Source organism: Klebsiella sp. C349492 (assembly GCF_042055345.1).
Classification (GTDB): Bacteria; Pseudomonadota; Gammaproteobacteria; order Enterobacterales; family Enterobacteriaceae; genus Klebsiella; species Klebsiella scottii.
This window is the reverse complement of sequence record NZ_JANQCE010000002.1, coordinates 541607-560559: the sequence shown is the minus strand read 5'-3', so window position 1 is coordinate 560559 and position 18953 is coordinate 541607. Positions and strand designations below refer to the sequence as shown.

Annotated in this window: 18 protein-coding genes; 17 read left to right on the top strand and 1 reads right to left on the bottom strand. The window is 57.0% G+C overall.

All coding sequences use genetic code 11. The features are described from left to right. Window positions 1-28: 28 nt before the first annotated feature. The 6 genes from corC to NWP14_RS10260 all read left to right on the top strand — a co-directional run bounded on the left by corC (window position 29) and on the right by NWP14_RS10260 (window position 6049). Entirely contained in the window at window positions 29-907 is an 879-nt protein-coding gene (gene corC, locus NWP14_RS10285; protein ID WP_095095048.1) for a CNNM family magnesium/cobalt transport protein CorC, read from the top strand. Window positions 908-929: 22 nt separating this feature from the next. Next, window positions 930-2468, top strand: a complete 1539-nt coding sequence (gene lnt, locus NWP14_RS10280; RefSeq protein ID WP_375215279.1) for an apolipoprotein N-acyltransferase — start codon at window positions 930-932, stop codon at window positions 2466-2468. 363 nt (window positions 2469-2831) lie between these two features. Next, the gene (locus NWP14_RS10275; protein WP_095095041.1) at window positions 2832-3743 is read left to right on the top strand and encodes an amino acid ABC transporter substrate-binding protein; all 912 of its coding nucleotides are present in this window, start codon (window positions 2832-2834) and stop codon (window positions 3741-3743) included. Between the two features lie 163 nt (window positions 3744-3906). Next, the gene (locus NWP14_RS10270) at window positions 3907-4647 is read left to right on the top strand and encodes an amino acid ABC transporter permease (RefSeq protein WP_095095039.1); all 741 of its coding nucleotides are present in this window, start codon (window positions 3907-3909) and stop codon (window positions 4645-4647) included. Between the two features lie 2 nt (window positions 4648-4649). Beyond that, window positions 4650-5324 (top strand): glutamate/aspartate ABC transporter permease GltK, encoded by a 675-nt coding sequence (gene gltK / locus NWP14_RS10265; RefSeq protein WP_041144588.1) that lies wholly within the window; start codon window positions 4650-4652, stop codon window positions 5322-5324. Next, window positions 5324-6049: an amino acid ABC transporter ATP-binding protein gene (locus NWP14_RS10260; protein WP_041144587.1), complete on the top strand. Its 726-nt coding sequence runs from the start codon at window positions 5324-5326 to the stop codon at window positions 6047-6049. Before gltK ends, NWP14_RS10260 begins: the two co-directional genes overlap by 1 nt. Before the next feature lie 55 nt (window positions 6050-6104). Here NWP14_RS10260 and NWP14_RS10255 read toward each other — a convergent pair whose 3' ends face one another. Beyond that, window positions 6105-6587, bottom strand: a complete 483-nt coding sequence (locus NWP14_RS10255; RefSeq protein ID WP_095097976.1) for a zinc ribbon-containing protein — start codon at window positions 6585-6587, stop codon at window positions 6105-6107. Window positions 6588-6812: 225 nt separating this feature from the next. Here NWP14_RS10255 and leuS point away from each other — a divergent pair, with 225 nt between their 5' ends. The 11 genes from leuS to dacA all read left to right on the top strand — a co-directional run bounded on the left by leuS (window position 6813) and on the right by dacA (window position 18872). Then, the gene (leuS, locus tag NWP14_RS10250; protein WP_346431886.1) at window positions 6813-9395 is read left to right on the top strand and encodes a leucine--tRNA ligase; all 2583 of its coding nucleotides are present in this window, start codon (window positions 6813-6815) and stop codon (window positions 9393-9395) included. Window positions 9396-9409: 14 nt separating this feature from the next. Continuing rightward, window positions 9410-10000, top strand: coding sequence for an LPS assembly lipoprotein LptE (lptE, locus tag NWP14_RS10245; RefSeq protein WP_095095033.1), 591 nt, complete (start codon window positions 9410-9412; stop codon window positions 9998-10000). Further along, entirely contained in the window at window positions 10000-11031 is a 1032-nt protein-coding gene (holA, locus tag NWP14_RS10240) for a DNA polymerase III subunit delta (protein WP_095095030.1), read from the top strand. Before lptE ends, holA begins: the two co-directional genes overlap by 1 nt. Next, on the top strand, window positions 11024-11674 hold the full coding sequence (gene nadD, locus NWP14_RS10235) for a nicotinate-nucleotide adenylyltransferase (RefSeq protein WP_189339814.1): 651 nt from the start codon (window positions 11024-11026) through the stop codon (window positions 11672-11674). Before holA ends, nadD begins: the two co-directional genes overlap by 8 nt. Before the next feature lie 54 nt (window positions 11675-11728). Next, window positions 11729-12358, top strand: coding sequence for an adenosylcobalamin/alpha-ribazole phosphatase (locus tag NWP14_RS10230; protein WP_331850563.1), 630 nt, complete (start codon window positions 11729-11731; stop codon window positions 12356-12358). Between the two features lie 209 nt (window positions 12359-12567). Then, window positions 12568-12885 (top strand): ribosome silencing factor, encoded by a 318-nt coding sequence (gene rsfS, locus NWP14_RS10225; RefSeq protein WP_004859547.1) that lies wholly within the window; start codon window positions 12568-12570, stop codon window positions 12883-12885. A 3-nt stretch (window positions 12886-12888) separates the two neighbouring features. Beyond that, window positions 12889-13356 (top strand): 23S rRNA (pseudouridine(1915)-N(3))-methyltransferase RlmH, encoded by a 468-nt coding sequence (rlmH, locus tag NWP14_RS10220; protein WP_041144581.1) that lies wholly within the window; start codon window positions 12889-12891, stop codon window positions 13354-13356. A 27-nt stretch (window positions 13357-13383) separates the two neighbouring features. Next, window positions 13384-15285 (top strand): peptidoglycan DD-transpeptidase MrdA, encoded by a 1902-nt coding sequence (gene mrdA, locus NWP14_RS10215; protein WP_095095025.1) that lies wholly within the window; start codon window positions 13384-13386, stop codon window positions 15283-15285. Beyond that, a complete protein-coding gene (mrdB, locus tag NWP14_RS10210) occupies window positions 15285-16397 on the top strand; it encodes a peptidoglycan glycosyltransferase MrdB (RefSeq protein WP_095095022.1) in 1113 nt (370 codons plus the stop codon). Before mrdA ends, mrdB begins: the two co-directional genes overlap by 1 nt. An 11-nt stretch (window positions 16398-16408) precedes the next feature. Then, window positions 16409-17530 carry an endolytic peptidoglycan transglycosylase RlpA gene (gene rlpA / locus NWP14_RS10205; RefSeq protein ID WP_095095019.1) on the top strand — a complete coding sequence of 374 codons (1122 nt, stop codon included), beginning with the start codon at window positions 16409-16411 and terminating at the stop codon, window positions 17528-17530. A 142-nt stretch (window positions 17531-17672) separates the two neighbouring features. After that, complete coding sequence (gene dacA, locus NWP14_RS10200; protein ID WP_045854459.1) at window positions 17673-18872, top strand: D-alanyl-D-alanine carboxypeptidase DacA; 1200 nt, start codon at window positions 17673-17675, stop codon at window positions 18870-18872. Window positions 18873-18953 lie beyond the last annotated feature (81 nt).

Below are 18953 nucleotides of genomic sequence, written 5' to 3'. Positions count from 1 at the left end.
TAACTAACATGAGAACCCACACGACGCCATGAGCGACGACAACTCACACAGTAGTGACACAGTAAACAGCAAAAAGGGATTCTTCTCCCTGTTACTCAGCCAGCTCTTTCACGGAGAACCGAAAAACCGTGATGAACTGCTGGCGCTGATCCGTGATTCCGGGCAGAACGATCTTATCGACGAAGATACGCGCGATATGCTCGAAGGGGTAATGGACATCGCCGACCAGCGCGTCCGCGATATTATGATCCCCCGCTCGCAGATGATTACCCTGAAACGCAACCAGACCCTGGACGAGTGCCTCGATGTCATCATCGAATCCGCCCACTCGCGTTTCCCGGTGATCAGCGAAGACAAAGATCACATCGAAGGGATTCTGATGGCCAAAGATCTGCTGCCGTTTATGCGCAGCGACTCCGAAGCCTTCAGCATGGAAAAAGTGTTACGCCCGGCGGTTGTCGTGCCTGAAAGCAAGCGGGTCGACCGCATGCTGAAAGAGTTCCGCTCCCAGCGTTATCATATGGCGATCGTTATCGATGAGTTTGGCGGCGTCTCCGGTCTGGTGACCATTGAAGACATCCTTGAACTTATCGTCGGTGAGATCGAAGACGAATACGATGAAGAAGAAGATATCGATTTTCGTCAGTTGAGCCGCCATACCTGGACGGTCCGCGCGCTGGCCTCCATTGAAGACTTCAACGAAGCCTACGGCACCCACTTCAGCGATGAAGAAGTTGATACCATTGGCGGACTGGTGATGCAGGCCTTTGGCCATCTGCCGGCTCGCGGCGAGTCTATCGACATTGATGGTTACCAATTCAAGGTCGCAATGGCCGATAGCCGACGTATTATCCAGGTACATGTCAAACTTCCTGACGACGCGCCGCAGCCGAAGCTGGAAGACTAATCACACGGGACGACTAACCTAAATGGTATTTGCCTCTCTTCTCGAACGCCAGCGCGTACGCCTGCTGCTGGCGCTACTATTCGGAGCCAGCGGAACGCTGGCTTTTTCTCCTTATGACATCTGGCCCGCGGCGATTATTTCGCTCATCGGCCTGCAGGGCTTAACCCTTAACCGTCGTCCTTTACAGAGCACCTGGATTGGTTTCTTCTGGGGCATGGGGTTGTTCGGCTCGGGGATTAACTGGGTCTACGTCAGCATCGCGCAGTTTGGCGGCATGCCTGGCCCGGTCAACGTGTTCCTCGTGGTGCTGCTGGCGGCGTATATGTCGCTGTACACCGGGCTGTTCGCCGGCCTGCTCTCCCGCCTGTGGCCGAAAACCAGCTGGCTGCGCGTCGCCATCGCCGCGCCGGTAGTCTGGCAAATCACCGAGTTCCTGCGCGGCTGGGTGCTGACCGGCTTCCCGTGGCTGCAGTTTGGCTACAGCCAGATTGACGGCCCGCTGAAGGGATTAGCCCCGATCGTGGGCGTCGAGGCGATTAACTTCCTGCTGATGGTGGTCAGCGGCCTGCTGGCGCTGGCCGTCGTCCGGCGCAGCTGGAAACCGCTGATCGTCGCCGCGGTGCTCTTCGCCCTGCCCTTCCCGCTGCGCTACATCCAGTGGTATCAGCTGCTGCCGGAGCGCGCGACCGAAGTGTCGCTGGTGCAAGGCGATATTCCTCAGGCCCTGAAGTGGGATGAAAAACAGCTGTTCAACACGCTGAAGACCTATCTGGATCTGACCCAGCCGCATATGGGCTCATCCCAGCTGATTATCTGGCCCGAATCCGCCATTCCGGATCTGGAGATCAATCAGCAGAATTTCCTCACCATGATGGATGACCTGCTGCGGTCGAAAAACAGTTCGCTGGTGACCGGCATCGTCGATGCCCGGCTGAACAAGCAGAATCGATACGATACCTACAACACCATTATTACGCTGGGCAAGAATAACCCTTACAGCTACGGCTCCACCGATCGCTACAACAAGAACCATCTGGTTCCGTTTGGCGAGTTTGTACCGCTGGAATCGATTCTGCGTCCGCTGGCGCCGTTCTTCGATCTGCCGATGTCCTCCTTCAGCCGCGGCCCGTACGTTCAGCCGCAGCTGGTGGCGCACAACCTGAAGCTGACGGCCGCCATCTGCTACGAGATCATTCTCGGCGAGCAGGTGCGCGATAATTTCCGCCCGGATACCGACTTCCTGCTGACCATCTCCAACGACGCCTGGTTTGGCAAGTCGATAGGCCCCTGGCAGCACTTCCAGATGGCGCGCATGCGGGCGCTGGAGCTGGCGCGCCCGCTGCTGCGCAGCACCAATAACGGCATTACCGCCGTCATTGGTCCTCGGGGGGAAATTCAGGACATGATCCCGCAGTTCACCCGCGCCGTGTTAACCACGAAGGTGACGCCGACGACGGGCCTGACCCCGTACGCCCGTACCGGCAACTGGCCGCTGTGGGCGCTGACCGCGCTGTTTGGTTTCGGCGCACTGCTGATGAGCCTGCGTCAGCGCCGCCGCTAAGCCCTTCTCCGCCCCGCCCCGGTGAGACGCATCGCCGGGGATTTTTCTCTTCCCGCCTAATCTGGCACGCCCATTGCTTAATATACTTACATCGCGCCGCTATGGCTGCTGGTACAACCGGGTTGCACCACAGGTAAACCTGCTGCGCGCTATTTTGGTGCAATGACCGATTTTTGCCTTTAAATGGTGCGGACCACTTCGCAAAAATAAACAATATAACAGCAAAATCTTTACATTAAGCCAAACTAAATGCTAACAAACACATACAAACGCTGCACTTAAAGGCAGCAGCGATAATAAAACACAGACACACTCACAATGGGCATCAATGGCGTCCCTGGCGCTGCGGATAAGGAGTTGGATATGCAATTACGTAAACTGGCCACAGCTATGCTGGTCATGGGTATGACCGCCGGCCTGGCGCACGCGGAAGATGCCGCACCGGCTACAGGCCAGAGCACTCTGGATAAAATTGCCAAAAACGGCGTGATCGTCGTTGGCCATCGCGAATCATCCGTACCGTTCTCCTACTACGATAACCAGCAGCAGGTCGTCGGCTACTCGCAGGATTACTCCAACGCCATTGTCGATGCTATCAAGAAGAAGCTGAACAAACCTGACCTGCAGGTAAAACTGATTCCGGTCACCTCGCAGAACCGTATTCCGCTGCTGCAAAACGGGACCTACGATTTCGAATGTGGCTCCACGACCAACAACCTGGAGCGGCAGAAACAGGCTGCTTTCTCTGACACCATTTTTGTCGTCGGCACCCGCCTGCTGGCGAAAAAAGGTGGCGCGATCAAAGACTTTGCTGACCTGAAAGATAAAGCCGTCGTGGTCACTTCCGGGACAACCTCAGAAATTCTGCTGCATAAGCTGAACGATGAGAAAAAAATGAATATGCGCATCATCAGCGCCAAGGATCACGGCGACTCCTTCCGTACTCTGGAAAGCGGCCGCGCGGTGGCCTTTATGATGGATGACGCGCTGCTGGCCGGCGAACGCGCTAAGGCCAAGAAGCCGGACAACTGGGAAATCATCGGCACGCCGCAGTCCCAGGAAGCCTACGGCTGTATGCTGCGTAAAGACGATCCGCAGTTCAAAACGCTGGTAGACGACACCGTCGCCAAGGCGCAGACCTCTGGCGAAGCGGCAAAATGGTTCGACAAGTGGTTCAAAAACCCAATCCCGCCGAAGAACCTGAATATGAACTTCGAACTCTCTGAAGATATGAAGGCGCTGTTCAAATCACCTAATGACAAGGCTCTTAACTAATTAAAAAAACAAGGGGCAGGACATCCTGCCCTCCCGATTGTTGTCACAGCACGGACAGACTATACGGTGGCTGGTCGTTCCCCAGCCGCCGCGAATACCGAAGTACGCTGGACAAGGATCTTCGAGGGTAGCGCTGCTACCCTTTTTTTTCCAGGAGTCATTTATGTCAATAGACTGGAACTGGGGGATATTCCTGCAACAGGCCCCGTTCGGCAACACCACCTATCTGGGCTGGCTATGGAGCGGCTTTCAGGTCACCGTCGCCCTGTCGGTTACCGCCTGGGTTATCGCTTTTCTCGTCGGCTCGCTCTTCGGTATTTTACGTACCGCGCCTAATCGACTGTTATCCAGCATCGGCACCTGCTACGTCGAACTGTTCCGTAACGTTCCGCTGATCGTGCAGTTCTTTACCTGGTACCTGGTCGTGCCGGAACTGCTGCCGGAAAATATCGGCATGTGGTTCAAGTCCGAGCTGGACCCAAATATTCAGTTCTTTATCTCCTCCATGCTCTGCCTCGGGCTGTTTACCGCCGCCCGCGTGTGTGAGCAGGTGCGGGCGGCGATCCAGTCGCTGCCGCGCGGGCAGAAAAACGCCGGGCTGGCAATGGGCCTCACCCTGCCGCAGACCTATCGCTACGTGCTGCTGCCCAACGCCTATCGGGTTATCGTCCCGCCGATGACGTCGGAAATGATGAACCTGGTAAAAAACTCGGCTATCGCCTCCACCATCGGGCTGGCGGATATGGCGGCGCAGGCGGGCAAGCTGCTGGATTACTCCGCCCACGCCTGGGAGTCGTTTACCGCAATTACCCTCGCCTATGTGTTCATTAACGCGGTGATTATGCTGATTATGTATGTGGTTGAGCGCAAAGTTCGCCTGCCGGGCAATTTGGGGGGCAAATAATAATGTACGATTTTGACTGGAGTTCCATCGTTCCATCCATGCCGTATCTGCTGGCAGGACTGGTCATCACCCTGAAAATTACCGTTATCGCCATCGTTATCGGTATTGTCTGGGGCACCCTTCTGGCGGTCATGCGTCTGTCGAGCTTTTTACCTCTGGCGTGGTTTGCCAAAACCTACGTCAACGTATTCCGCTCCATCCCGCTGGTGATGGTGCTGCTGTGGTTTTATCTGATTGTTCCCGGCTTTTTACAGAACGTGCTTGGCCTGTCGCCGAAGACCGATATCCGGCTCATTTCGGCCATGATTGCGTTCTCCATGTTTGAAGCGGCGTACTATTCGGAAATTATCCGCGCGGGAATCCAGAGCATCTCCCGCGGGCAGTCCAGCGCCGCGCTGGCGCTGGGGATGACCCACTGGCAGTCGATGAAGCTGATTATCCTGCCGCAGGCCTTTCGCGCGATGGTGCCGCTGCTGTTAACCCAGGGGATCGTCCTGTTCCAGGATACCTCGCTGGTCTATGTTCTGAGCCTGGCAGATTTCTTCCGCACCGCATCCACTATCGGCGAGCGTGACGGAACCCAGGTCGAAATGATCCTGTTCGCAGGTGCCGTTTATTTTGCAATTAGTCTCAGCGCATCGCTGTTGGTCAGCTGGTTGAAGAAAAGGACTGTGTAATGATTACCCTGAAAAACGTTTCAAAATGGTATGGTCACTTTCAGGTGCTGACCGATTGCTCCACGGAAGTGAAAAAAGGTGAAGTGGTAGTGGTTTGCGGGCCGTCCGGCTCGGGAAAATCAACGCTGATTAAAACCGTTAACGGCCTGGAGCCGATTCAACAGGGCGAGATAACCGTTGACGGCACCAGGGTGAACGATAAAAAAACCAACCTCGCCAAACTGCGCTCCCGCGTCGGGATGGTATTCCAGCACTTCGAACTGTTTCCGCATCTGTCGATTATCGACAACCTGACGCTGGCGCAGGTAAAAGTGCTCAACCGCGATAAGGCCGCTTCCCGCGCCAAAGGCCTGAAGCTGCTGGAGCGCGTGGGGCTTTCCGCCCACGCGGAAAAATATCCGGCGCAGCTTTCAGGCGGCCAGCAGCAGCGCGTCGCCATCGCCCGCGCGCTGTGCATGGACCCGATTGCCATGCTGTTTGACGAACCGACCTCGGCGCTGGATCCGGAGATGATCAACGAAGTGCTCGACGTCATGGTCGAACTGGCAAACGAAGGCATGACCATGATGGTCGTCACCCACGAAATGGGCTTCGCGCGCAAGGTCGCCAACCGGGTGATCTTTATGGATGAAGGGAAGATCGTCGAAGATGCTGACAAGGAAGCATTTTTCGCCAACCCGCAGTCCGAGCGCGCCAAAGACTTCCTCGCCAAAATCCTTCACTAACGGTCAGGCGCGCACGGGTCCGTGCGCGCTGTTCACGGCAATTCTCAACGCAATATTAAGGTTCGAACGGCCGGCGCTGGAACTGATCGTGGCCGCACTTCGGGCAGCGCGGCAGCACGTCCGGGGTGTAAACCGCCAGATGGTAGTGGCACTTCTCGCACACCAGATTGCCCAGCCCGACCACCTCGCCGCTATGGTACACGCCGTGGTGGTTCAGGTCCTGAAACACCTCGCGCCACTCCAGCTGGGTTTTATCCGTAATATCGGCCAGCTCCTGCCACAGGCTCTCCTTTATGACCCGCATAAATACGCTGTCCGTCAGCTCATCCTGGCTCTCTTCATAGCTGCGGGCAAACTCTTCCAGATCGCGCCTTACCGCCTTAGTCAGCGTCTCAACTTCGCGATGCGTTAACTCACCAGACTGGCTGATTTTCACCCGCGCCTGCTCCACCAGCGCGTCTATATCACGCTCTCCACTGCGTAACCGTTCGCTGAGCGTTGACACCAGCTCGCGGTAGAATTGAGCAACCTTGTTCATCATTTCGCCTCCAGTGTGGTTAACTTATTCTAATAATAGACGTTATCTGCCGGCTGCTTTGCCATCCAGGCCACAGAGTCGCTAAATATTCTCCGCCGCTTTTGCCGATGTTAATGTGCGAAAGGCTGTTTTGACGTGGGCGTTTGGGCTATGCTATGCCGATCTGAGATAACACATCCATTGGCTACATATGTAGCTGTATTGAAAACAGGACCACTGGCTGCCATGCAAGAGCAATACCGCCCGGAAGAGATAGAATCGAAAGTCCAGCTTCACTGGGACGATAATCGTACATTTGAAGTCACTGAAGACGAGAGCAAAGAGAAGTATTACTGCCTGTCGATGCTACCTTATCCTTCTGGCCGACTACACATGGGCCACGTGCGTAACTACACCATCGGCGATGTGATTGCCCGCTACCAGCGTATGCTCGGCAAAAACGTCCTGCAGCCAATCGGCTGGGATGCCTTCGGCCTGCCTGCAGAAGGCGCGGCGGTGAAAAACAATACGGCGCCGGCGCCGTGGACCTATGACAACATCGCCTACATGAAAAACCAGCTGAAAAAGCTGGGCTTCGGCTACGACTGGAGCCGTGAAGTGGCGACCTGCACCCCGGAATACTACCGCTGGGAGCAGAAGTTCTTCACCGAACTGTATAAAAAAGGCCTGGTGTACAAGAAAACCTCCGCGGTGAACTGGTGCCCTAACGACCAGACCGTTCTCGCCAACGAACAGGTTATCGACGGCTGCTGCTGGCGCTGCGATACCAAGGTTGAGCGTAAAGAGATCCCGCAGTGGTTTATCAAAATTACCGCCTACGCCGACGAACTGCTGAGAGATCTGGATAATCTGGATCACTGGCCGGATACCGTCAAGACCATGCAGCGCAACTGGATCGGCCGTTCTGAAGGGGTAGAAATCTCCTTCAACGTCAACGACTACGCCGACAAGCTGACCGTCTACACGACTCGTCCTGATACCTTTATGGGCTGCTCCTACCTGGCCGTAGCCGCGGGCCACCCGCTGGCACAGCAGGCGGCGGCCAATAACCCGGCGCTGGCTGCATTTATCGACGAATGCCGCAATACCAAAGTCGCAGAAGCTGAAATGGCGACGATGGAGAAAAAAGGCGTCGACACCGGCTTTAAAGCGATTCACCCGCTGACCGGCGAAGCTATTCCGGTATGGGCGGCCAACTTCGTGCTGATGGAGTACGGTACCGGCGCGGTGATGGCGGTTCCAGGCCACGACCAGCGCGACTATGAGTTTGCCAGCAAATATGGCCTCAACATCAAACCGGTTATCCTCGCGGCAGACGGCTCTGAACCTGACCTCTCCGGGCAGGCGATGACGGAAAAAGGCGTGCTGTTCAATTCCGGCGAATTCAGCGGGCTAAGCTTTGAAGCGGGCTTCAACGCCATCGCCGACAAGCTGGCGGCGATGGGCGTTGGCGAGCGTAAAGTGAACTACCGTCTGCGCGACTGGGGCGTTTCCCGTCAGCGCTACTGGGGCGCGCCGATCCCGATGGTTACCCTGGAAGACGGCACCGTAATGCCGACCCCGGAAGATCAGCTGCCGGTTATTCTGCCGGAAGACGTGGTGATGGATGGCATCACCAGCCCGATTAAAGCCGACCCTGAGTGGGCTAAAACCACCGTTAACGGCCAGCCTGCGCTGCGTGAAACCGATACCTTTGATACCTTTATGGAGTCCTCCTGGTACTACGCGCGCTACACCTGCCCGCAGTACGACCAGGGCATGCTGGACCCGGAAGCGGCGAACTACTGGCTGCCGGTTGATATTTATATCGGCGGTATTGAACATGCGATCATGCACCTGCTGTACTTCCGCTTCTTCCACAAGCTGATGCGCGACGCGGGCATGGTTAACTCTGACGAGCCGGCTAAGCAGCTGCTGTGTCAGGGGATGGTTCTGGCGGACGCGTTCTACTACGTCGGCGAAAACGGCGAGCGTAACTGGGTCTCCCCGGTTGATGCCACCGTCGAGCGCGACGAGAAAGGCCGTATCGTTAAAGCCTTCGATCCGCAGGGCCGCGAGCTGGTGTATACCGGCATGAGCAAAATGTCCAAGTCGAAGAACAACGGCATCGACCCGCAGGTGATGGTTGAACGCTACGGCGCGGATACCGTGCGTCTGTTCATGATGTTCGCCTCTCCGGCGGATATGACCCTCGAATGGCAGGAGTCCGGCGTTGAAGGGGCAAACCGCTTCCTGAAGCGCGTCTGGAAACTGGTTTACGAGCACACCACTCAGGGTCCGGCCATCGCCCTCGACGCTGCCAGCCTGAGCGAAGATCAGCAGGCGCTGCGTCGCGATGTGCACAAAACGATTGCTAAAGTCACCGATGATATCGGCCGTCGTCAGACCTTCAACACCGCGATCGCGGCGATCATGGAGCTGATGAACAAGCTGGCGAAAGCGCCGCAGGAAGGCGAGCAGGATCGCGCGCTGATGCGTGAAGCGCTGCTGGCGGTAGTGCGTATGCTCAACCCATTCACCCCGCACGCTTGCTTCACCTTATGGCGAGAGCTGGGCGGCGAAGGCGATATCGACAGCGCGCCGTGGCCGGTCGCCGACGACAGCGCCATGGTGGAAAATACCACTCTGGTCGTCGTCCAGGTTAATGGTAAGGTTCGTGGTAAAATTACCGTACCGGTAGATGCCACCGAAGATCAGGTCCGCGCCCGCGCGGGTCAGGAACATCTGGTCGCGAAGTATCTCGACGGCGTCACCGTACGTAAAGTGATCTACGTTCCGGGCAAACTGCTCAATCTGGTCGTTGGCTAAGCGCAGGAGGAAGCGTGCGATATCTGGCAACATTGTTGTTATCTCTGGCGGTGTTAATCACCGCCGGATGCGGCTGGCACCTGCGGAGTACTACCCAGGTCCCAACCGCAATGAAAACCATGATCTTCCAGTCGGGCGATCCGAATGGCCCGCTGAGCCGTTCGGTGCGTAACCAGCTGCGCCTGAACGGGGTTGAACTGATCGATGGCAGCACGCTGCGTAAGGATGTTCCTTCTCTGCGTCTGGAATCATCATCTATTCAGAAAGATACGGCCTCCATTTTCCAGGACGGGCGTACCGCGGAATACCAGATGGTGATGACGGTTCATGCCAGCGTGCTGATCCCGGGCCATGATATCTATCCGATCACGACGAAAGTCTACCGCTCGTTCTTCGATAACCCGCAGGCGGCGTTAGCGAAAGATGCCGAGCAGGATATGATAATCCAGGAGATGTACGACAAAGCGGCAGAGCAGCTGATTCGTAAGCTGCCAAGCGTCCACGTTGCGGATGTCGAAGCCACCAAAGGCGAGGAGAAGCCGGTCACCACGACCCCAGCCTCCTCCACCTCCGGCAATCGCGTCTCCACCACGCTGGGTAACTGATGATTCGGTTGTACCCGGAACAGCTCCGCGCGCAGCTCAATGAAGGGCTGCGCGCGGCCTATTTACTGCTGGGTGGCGATCCTCTGCTGCTGCAGGAAAGTCAGGATGCCATTCGCGAAGCCGCTGCCGTTCAGGGCTTTATCGAACACCATACCGCTACGATCGACGCCAGCACCGACTGGCACGCTCTCTTCTCGCTGAGTCAGGCCATGAGCCTGTTCGCCAGCCGTCAGACGCTGCTCCTGATCCTGCCTGAAAATGGCCCCAATGCGGCCATTAACGAACAGCTGGCGACGCTTATCGGCATGCTGCATGACGATTTGCTGCTGATTGTGCGCGGCAGTAAGTTGACCAAAGCGCAGGAGAACGCCGCCTGGATCACCGCCCTCGCCAGCCGCGCGGTACAGGTAAGCTGTCAAACGCCGGAATATGCCCAGCTGCCGCGCTGGCTCGCCGCGCGCGCAAAGCAGAACAATCTGCAGCTTGACGACGCGGCCAGCCAGCTGCTGTGCTACTGCTACGAAGGCAACCTGCTGGCGCTGTCGCAGGCGCTGGAGCGTTTGTCCCTGCTGTGGCCAGACGGCAAGCTCACGCTGCCGCGCGTAGAGCAGGCGGTAAACGATGCCGCCCACTTTACGCCGTATCACTGGGTCGATGCGCTGCTGGCAGGCAAAAGCAAGCGCGTGCTGCATATTCTGCAGCAGCTCCGGCTCGAAGGCAGCGAACCCGCAATCCTGCTGCGTACGCTGCAGCGAGAACTGCTGCTGCTGGTGAACCTGAAGCGCCAGTCGGCCCATACGCCGCTGCGCTCGCTGTTCGATAAGCATCGCGTGTGGCAAAACCGCCGGCCGCTGTTGACTGACGCGCTCACGCGCCTCGGTAGCGATCAGCTGCGTCAGGCCGTCACCCTGCTTACCCGCACAGAGCTCACCTTCAAGCAGGATTACGGAACCAGCATCTGGCCCGAGTTAGAGAGTCTTTCCTTATTGCTCTGCCACAAAGCGCTGGCGGACGTGTTTATTGATGGTTGATATGGCGCAGCTGCAGGCAATGTACGGTGGTACCTTCGATCCGGTGCATTACGGTCACCTCAAACCGGTCGAGATTCTGGCAAATCAGATCGGCCTGGGAAAAGTGATTATCGTTCCTAACAACGTGCCGCCGCATCGTCCACAGCCCGAGGCAACCAGCGCCCAGCGCAAGCATATGCTCGAACTGGCTATCGCTGACAATCCGCTGTTCGTGCTGGATGAGCGCGAACTGCAGCGCCAGACGCCCTCCTGGTCGGCGCAAACGCTGCAGGAGTGGCGCCAGGAGCAGGGGCCAAAGCCGTCGCTGGCATTTATCATCGGCCAGGACTCTTTGCTCACCTTCCCGACCTGGCACAACTACGCCAGCATTCTTGATAACGTGCACCTGATCGTTTGCCGCCGTCCGGGCTATCCGCTGGTAATGCAGCGCCCGGAGGACCAGCAGTGGCTTGATAAGCATTTAACGCACGATGTCGAGCAGCTGCACCGCCGTCCCGCCGGGGCTATCTATCTGGCGGAAACGCCGTGGTTTGATATTTCAGCCACCCTCATTCGCCAGCGGCTTGAACAAGGCGAATCCTGTGCCGATATGCTGCCGGCAGCCGTCCTGGATTACATCCATCAGCAAAAGCTTTATTGCTAACCCTCAGCGCGGGTGCCCGGCCAGCGCTCCCCTTTCGGCTCAGTGAGGATGATCATGAGATTATGGTTAGTTCGTCATGGCGAAACCCAGGCTAACGCCGCCGGTCTGTACAGCGGACGGGCCCCAACCCCCCTGACCGAACGCGGCGAGGCCCAGGCCAGCTGGCTTGGTCAACGCCTGCAGGCGGTTCCGTTCGACCGCGTTCTTTGCAGCGAGCTTGAGCGTACCCAGCGCACCGCCAGCCTGCTACTGGACGGCAGAGAGATCCCCCGCGAGATTATTCCTGGCCTCAATGAGATGTTCTTCGGCGACTGGGAAATGCGCCACCATCGGGATTTGCAGCACGAAGATGCGGAAAACTATGCCGCCTGGTGCGCGGACTGGCAGCACGCGGCGCCGACCAACGGCGAGAGTTTTCAGAATTTTGCCCGCCGGGTAGCGGTATTTAGCGAGGAGCTGGCGCAGTATCAGCATCTTGACCATCTGCTCATCGTCGGCCATCAGGGCGTGCTTAGCCTGTTAACCGCCCTGCTGCTGGAGATGCCAGCGGCGGCGATGTGGCATTTCCCCATCGAGCACGGCGCGTGGAGCATGCTCGATCTTCGCGCAGATTTCACCACGCTGCGGGTACTAAATAGCCGGGCCGTCTGGCGGGCGGAAGAAGAATTCAGCCCAGACCATTGACAGGTCAGAGCAGGCTGTTATTCTCCGCAGCCTGAAGGTATCCGCCATACAGATGTTTTACAAAAATGGCGATGCAATCGACGGCGATGGATGGGATGATAGCCGCCTCCAACGCCCGTTGGCAGACATTTATCCCGACTTCTTTATGAGTTCAGGTATACTGCCAGGCTGTTTATTATTGTCACTCTTCACTCACCCAGGGGGAACTCTTGCAGGGTAAAGCACTCCAGGATTTTGTTATCGACAAAATTGATGACCTGAAAGGTCAGGACATCGTAGCCATTGACGTTCATGGCAAATCCAGCATTACAGATTGCATGATTATTTGCACCGGCACGTCTACGCGCCACGTAATGTCCATCGCCGACCACGTGGTACAAGAGTCTCGCGCCGCCGGCATGCTGCCGCTGGGCGTTGAAGGCGAAAGCGCCGCCGACTGGATTGTTGTCGATCTTGGCGACGTCATGGTTCACGTCATGCAGGAAGAGAGCCGTCGTCTGTACGAGCTGGAAAAACTCTGGAGTTAATGCGTGAAGCTGCAGCTGGTGGCCGTTGGCACCAAAATGCCGGACTGGGTTCAGACCGGCTTTAGTGAGTATCTGCGTCGTTTTCCAAAAGATATGCCGTTCGAGCTGTTGGAAATCCCCGCCGGTAAACGCGGTAAAAATGCCGATATCAAGCGTATCCTCGAAAAAGAAGGGGAAATGATGCTGGCGGCGGCGGGTAAAAACCGCATCGTGACCCTGGATATTCCGGGGAAACCGTGGGATACGCCGCAGGTCGCGCGCGAGCTGGAGCGCTGGAAGCAAGATGGCCGCGATGTCAGCCTGCTGATCGGCGGCCCGGAGGGGCTTTCTCCGGCGTGTAAAGCCGCGGCGGAACAGAGCTGGTCGCTCTCCACCCTGACCTTGCCTCACCCGCTGGTACGCGTACTGGTTGCGGAGAGCCTGTATCGGGCGTGGAGTATTACAACCAACCACCCTTACCACCGTGAATAATGATGACCAGGGTAGACTAAGCAGCGAATGAAATTACAGAATTCTTTCCGCGACTATACGGCTGAATCCTCGCTGTTTGTGCGCCGGGCGCTGGTCGCTTTTTTGGGGATTTTGCTGCTTACCGGCATACTGGTTGCCAATCTTTATAACGTGCAGATAGTCCGTTACACGGACTATCAGACGCGCTCGAACGAAAACCGTATCAAGCTGGTTCCCATCCCGCCAAGCCGCGGCATTATCTATGACCGTAACGGCACGCCGCTGGCGCTGAACCGCACCATCTACCAGCTTGAAATGATGCCGGAGAAAGTCGATAACGTGCAGCAGACGCTGGACGCGCTGCGTAACGTCATTGATCTCACGGATGATGATATCGCCGCTTTTAAAAAGGAGCGCTCGCGTTCCCATCGCTTCACCTCTATTCCGGTCAAGGTTAACCTGACGGAAGTGCAGGTTGCCCGTTTCGCGGTCAACCAGTACCGCTTTCCCGGCGTCGAAGTTAAAGGCTATAAGCGCCGCTATTACCCCTACAACTCCGCCCTCACCCACGTTATCGGCTATGTCTCAAAAATTAACGATAAAGACGTCGATCGCCTGGATAAAGAAGGCAAGCTGGCTAACTACGCCTCAACCCACGATATCGGCAAGCTGGGTATCGAACGCTACTATGAAGACGTCCTGCACGGGCAGACCGGCTACGAAGAGGTAGAGGTCAACAACCGCGGCCGCGTCATTCGCCAGCTCAAAGAGGTACCGCCGCAGGCCGGGCGCGATATCTATTTAACCCTCGATCTCAAGCTGCAGCAGTATATTGAAACGCTGCTGGCCGGCAGCCGCGCCGCGGTGGTAGTGACCGATCCGCGCACCGGCAGCGTTCTGGCGCTGGTTTCCACCCCGAGCTACGATCCGAACCTGTTCGTTGACGGTATCTCCAGCAAGGACTACTCCGGGCTGCTAAACGATCCGAATACGCCGCTGGTCAACCGCGCCACCCAGGGGGTCTATCCGCCTGCCTCGACGGTGAAACCTTACGTTGCCGTCTCGGCGCTGAGCGCCAACGTTATCACCCGCAATACCAGCCTGTTCGATCCCGGCTGGTGGCAGCTGCCCGGTTCCGATAAACGCTACCGCGACTGGAAAAAATGGGGCCACGGGCACCTGAACGTGACCAAAGCGCTGGAAGAGTCTGCGGATACCTATTTCTATCAGGTTGCCTATGATATGGGCATCGACCGCCTGTCGGAATGGATGAATAAATTCGGCTACGGCCACTATACCGGCATCGACCTGTCGGAAGAGCGCTCCGGGAATATGCCCACCCGTGAATGGAAGCTGAAGCGCTTTAAAAAGCCCTGGTATCAGGGGGACACCATTCCGGTCGGTATCGGCCAGGGCTACTGGACCGCAACGCCGATTCAGATGAACAAGGCGCTGATGATCCTGATTAACGACGGCGTGGTAAAAGTGCCGCATCTGCTGCAAAGCACCGTGGAAGACGGCAAGCAGGTGCCGTGGGTTCAGCCGCACGAGCCGCCGGTCGGCGATATTCACTCCGGTTTTTGGGAGATAGCCAAAGACGGAATGTTCGGCGTTGCCAACCGCGGCAACGGTACCGCGCATAAGTACTTCGCCAGCGCGCCTTATAAAATCGCGGCGAAATCCGGTACGGCACAGGTCTTTGGCCTGAAGGCCAATGAAACCTATAACGCGCACAGAATCGCTGAGCGCCTGCGTGACCATAAACTCATGACGGCGTTTGCTCCTTACAACAACCCCCAGGTTGCCGTGGCGATCATTCTCGAGAACGGCGGCGCAGGCCCGGCGGTCGGTACGATTATGCGCCAGATTCTCGATCACATTATGCTGGGTGATAACAACACGAATCTGCCGAGTGAAAACCCGGCGGTGACGGCGGGGGAGGATCAATAATGACCGATAATCCAAACAAAAAATCGCTATGGGATAAAATCCATCTTGACCCGACGATGGTGCTGATACTGCTGGCGCTGCTGACCTACAGCGCGCTGGTTATCTGGAGCGCGAGCGGCCAGGATATCGGGATGATGGAACGTAAAATCGGCCAGATCGCGATGGGTTTCGTGATTATGATCGTCATGGCGCAAATCCCGCCGCGCGTTTATGAAGGCTGGGCGCCCTATCTCTATATATTCTGTATTATTTTACTGGTGGCGGTGGATGCCTTCGGCGCTATCTCGAAAGGCGCCCAGCGCTGGCTGGATCTCGGCATCGTTCGTTTCCAGCCCTCGGAAATCGCTAAAATCGCCGTTCCGCTGATGGTGGCGCGCTTTATTAACCGCGACGTTTGCCCGCCCTCGCTGAAAAATACCGCCATTGCGCTGGTGCTGATTTTCCTGCCGACCCTGCTGGTTGCGGCTCAGCCTGACCTCGGGACCTCTATTCTTATCGCCCTCTCCGGCCTGTTTGTGCTGTTCCTTTCCGGGCTGAGCTGGCGCCTGATCGGCGTAGCGGTGGTGCTGGTCGCCGCGTTTATCCCTATTCTGTGGTTCTTCCTGATGCACGACTATCAGCGTCAGCGCGTTATGATGCTGCTCGACCCGGAAACCGACCCGCTGGGCGCCGGCTATCATATTATTCAGTCTAAAATTGCTATTGGCTCCGGCGGATTGCGCGGGAAAGGCTGGCTGCACGGTACCCAATCGCAGCTGGAATTTTTGCCGGAACGACATACCGACTTTATCTTCGCGGTACTGGCTGAAGAGCTTGGGCTGATTGGCGTGCTGGTGCTTCTGGCGCTCTATATCCTGCTCATTATGCGCGGGCTGTGGATTGCCGCCCAGGCGCAAACCACCTTTGGCCGGGTAATGGCCGGTGGTTTAATGTTGATTTTATTCGTTTATGTCTTCGTAAATATTGGTATGGTGAGTGGTATTTTGCCAGTGGTGGGGGTACCGTTGCCGCTGGTCAGCTACGGGGGCTCAGCCCTGATCGTCTTGATGGCCGGGTTTGGTATCGTAATGTCGATCCACACCCACAGAAAAATGTTGTCGAAAAGCGTTTAAAGGGGTTCGCAATGCGTAAGCAATGGCTGGGGATCTGCATAGCAGCAGGGCTGCTGGCGGCATGTTCGGGTGAAGACGTTCAACAAAAAACCGTCAGCACACCGCAGCCGGCGGTATGTAATGGCCCAAGCGTAGAAATCAGCGGCGCCGATCCGCATTATGAAGCGCCGAATCCGACGGCGAATCAGGATTACGAACGCGACGGTAAAAGCTATAAAATCGTGCAGGACCCGTCTAATTTCACCCAGACCGGCCTGGCGGCGATTTATGATGCTGAGCCCAACAGCAACCTGACCGCATCCGGTGAAGCCTTCGATCCTACCCAGCTCACCGCTGCGCATCCTACGCTGCCGATCCCTAGCTACGCGCGTATTACTAACGTCGCCAACGGCCGGATGATCGTGGTGCGCATTAACGATCGCGGCCCGTACGGCAACGATCGCGTGATATCGCTTTCGCGCGCTTCCGCCGATCGCCTGAACACCTCGAATAATACCAAAGTGCGCATCGACCCGATCGTCGTCGCGCCGGACGGCTCGCTCTCAGGCCCGGGAATGGCCTGTACCACCGTCGCCAAACAAACCTATGCGCTACCGGCGCGTCCGGATCTGGACGGCGGCACCAGCGTCTCAGCCGATCAGCCGGTGCAAACCGACGTGCGCGCCATCAGCAACTCGACGCTGAAATCAGACGATAGCGTCGGCGCACCGGTCAACAGCAGCGGCTTCCTTGGCGCCCCGACGCCGTTGAATAACGGCGTGCTGGAAGGCAGTGAACCCGTCGCTCAGGCTGCGGCATCAACCGCGCCGGTCACCGCTCCCGGGTCCATCCAGGGCAGCGTTGCGCCAGCCGCCGCCGCGACGACTGCGGTTGCCGCCGCCTCTACCAGCTCCAGCGCTGCTGCCAGCGGTGATTATGTGGTGCAGGTTGGCGCCGTTAGCGACCAGGCGCGCGCCCGACAGTACCAGCAGCGCTTGAGCCAGCAGTTCTCGGTTCCCGGCCGCGTGGTGCAAAACGGCGCGGTGTGGCGTATTCAGCTGGGTCCATTCGGCAGCAAACCGCAGGCCAGTACCGTCCAGCAGCGCCTGCAAAGCGAAGCTCAGCTGCAGTCATTTATTACTCACGCCAACTAAACGCGTCGGACCGCCGTCCGTATCGCATTGGGCATGACAAAATCGTTAACAAAGTCATGCGCAATGTCGGATGCCGGTCCGCAGAGCATTTGTTATAGTAAGGCACTTTTTTAACTCCATCACGGATGCCGTTGTTCAGACCATGAAGATCTCTTTCACCGCACGTTTACTCGTTACGGCCCTCTCCGTTGCCGCGCTCTCCTCCGCAGCCCACGCCGATGACCTGAATCTCAAAACCATGATCCCTGGCGCGCCGCAGATTGACGCCGAATCCTGGATACTTATCGATTACAATTCAGGCAAAGTGCTGGCGGAAAATAACGCCGATTCACGCCGCGACCCGGCGAGTCTGACCAAAATGATGACCAGCTACGTTATTGGTCAGGCCATGAAAGCGGGTAAATTCAAAGAGTCCGATCTGGTCACCGTGGGCAACGACGCGTGGGCAACCGGTAACCCGGTATTTAAAGGCTCCTCCCTGATGTTCCTCAAACCAGGCATGCAGGTGCCGGTTTCTCAGCTGATCCGCGGCATCAACCTGCAGTCAGGGAACGATGCCTGCGTCGCGATGGCGGACTTCGTTGCCGGTAGCCAGGACGCTTTCGTCAGCCTGATGAACAGCTACGTCAACGCCCTCGGCCTGAAAAACAGCCACTTCCAGACCGTTCACGGCCTGGATGCCGAAGGTCAGTTCAGCTCCGCGCGCGATATGGCGCTGATTGGCCAGGCGCTGATCCGCGACGTGCCGAACGAATACACCATCTACAAAGAAAAAGAGTTCACCTTCAACGGTATCCGCCAGCTCAACCGTAACGGGCTGCTGTGGGATAACAGCCTCAACGTCGACGGTATTAAAACCGGCCACACGGATAAAGCGGGCTATAACCTCGTCGCATCGGCGACCGAAGGCCAGATGCGTCTGATCTCCGCCGTGATGGGGGGTCGCACCTATAAAGGCCGTGAATCAGAAAGCAAAAAGCTGCTGACCTGGGGCTTCCGCTTCTTTGAAACCGTGAATCCGCTGAAAGCGGGCAAAGAGTTCTCTTCCGAGCCGGCCTGGTTTGGCGATAGCGATCGCGCATCGCTGGGCGTCGATAAGGACGTGTATCTGACCATTCCGCGCGGTCGGATGAAAGATCTGAAAGCCAGCTACGTACTGAACAATACCGAGCTGCACGCACCGCTGCAGAAAAACCAGGTTGTCGGTACCATTAATTTCCAGCTGGACGGCAAAACTATCGATCAGCGCCCGCTGGTTGTGCTGCAGGAGATCCCGGAAGGCAATTTCTTCGGCAAAATGATTGATTACATTAAGTTAATGTTCCACCACTGGTTTGGTTAAAAATCGAACGCTTGAAAGTGTGATTTACATCCCCATATACTAACTATCAAAGTAACCTGATAACTCCCACATCTTGTGGGA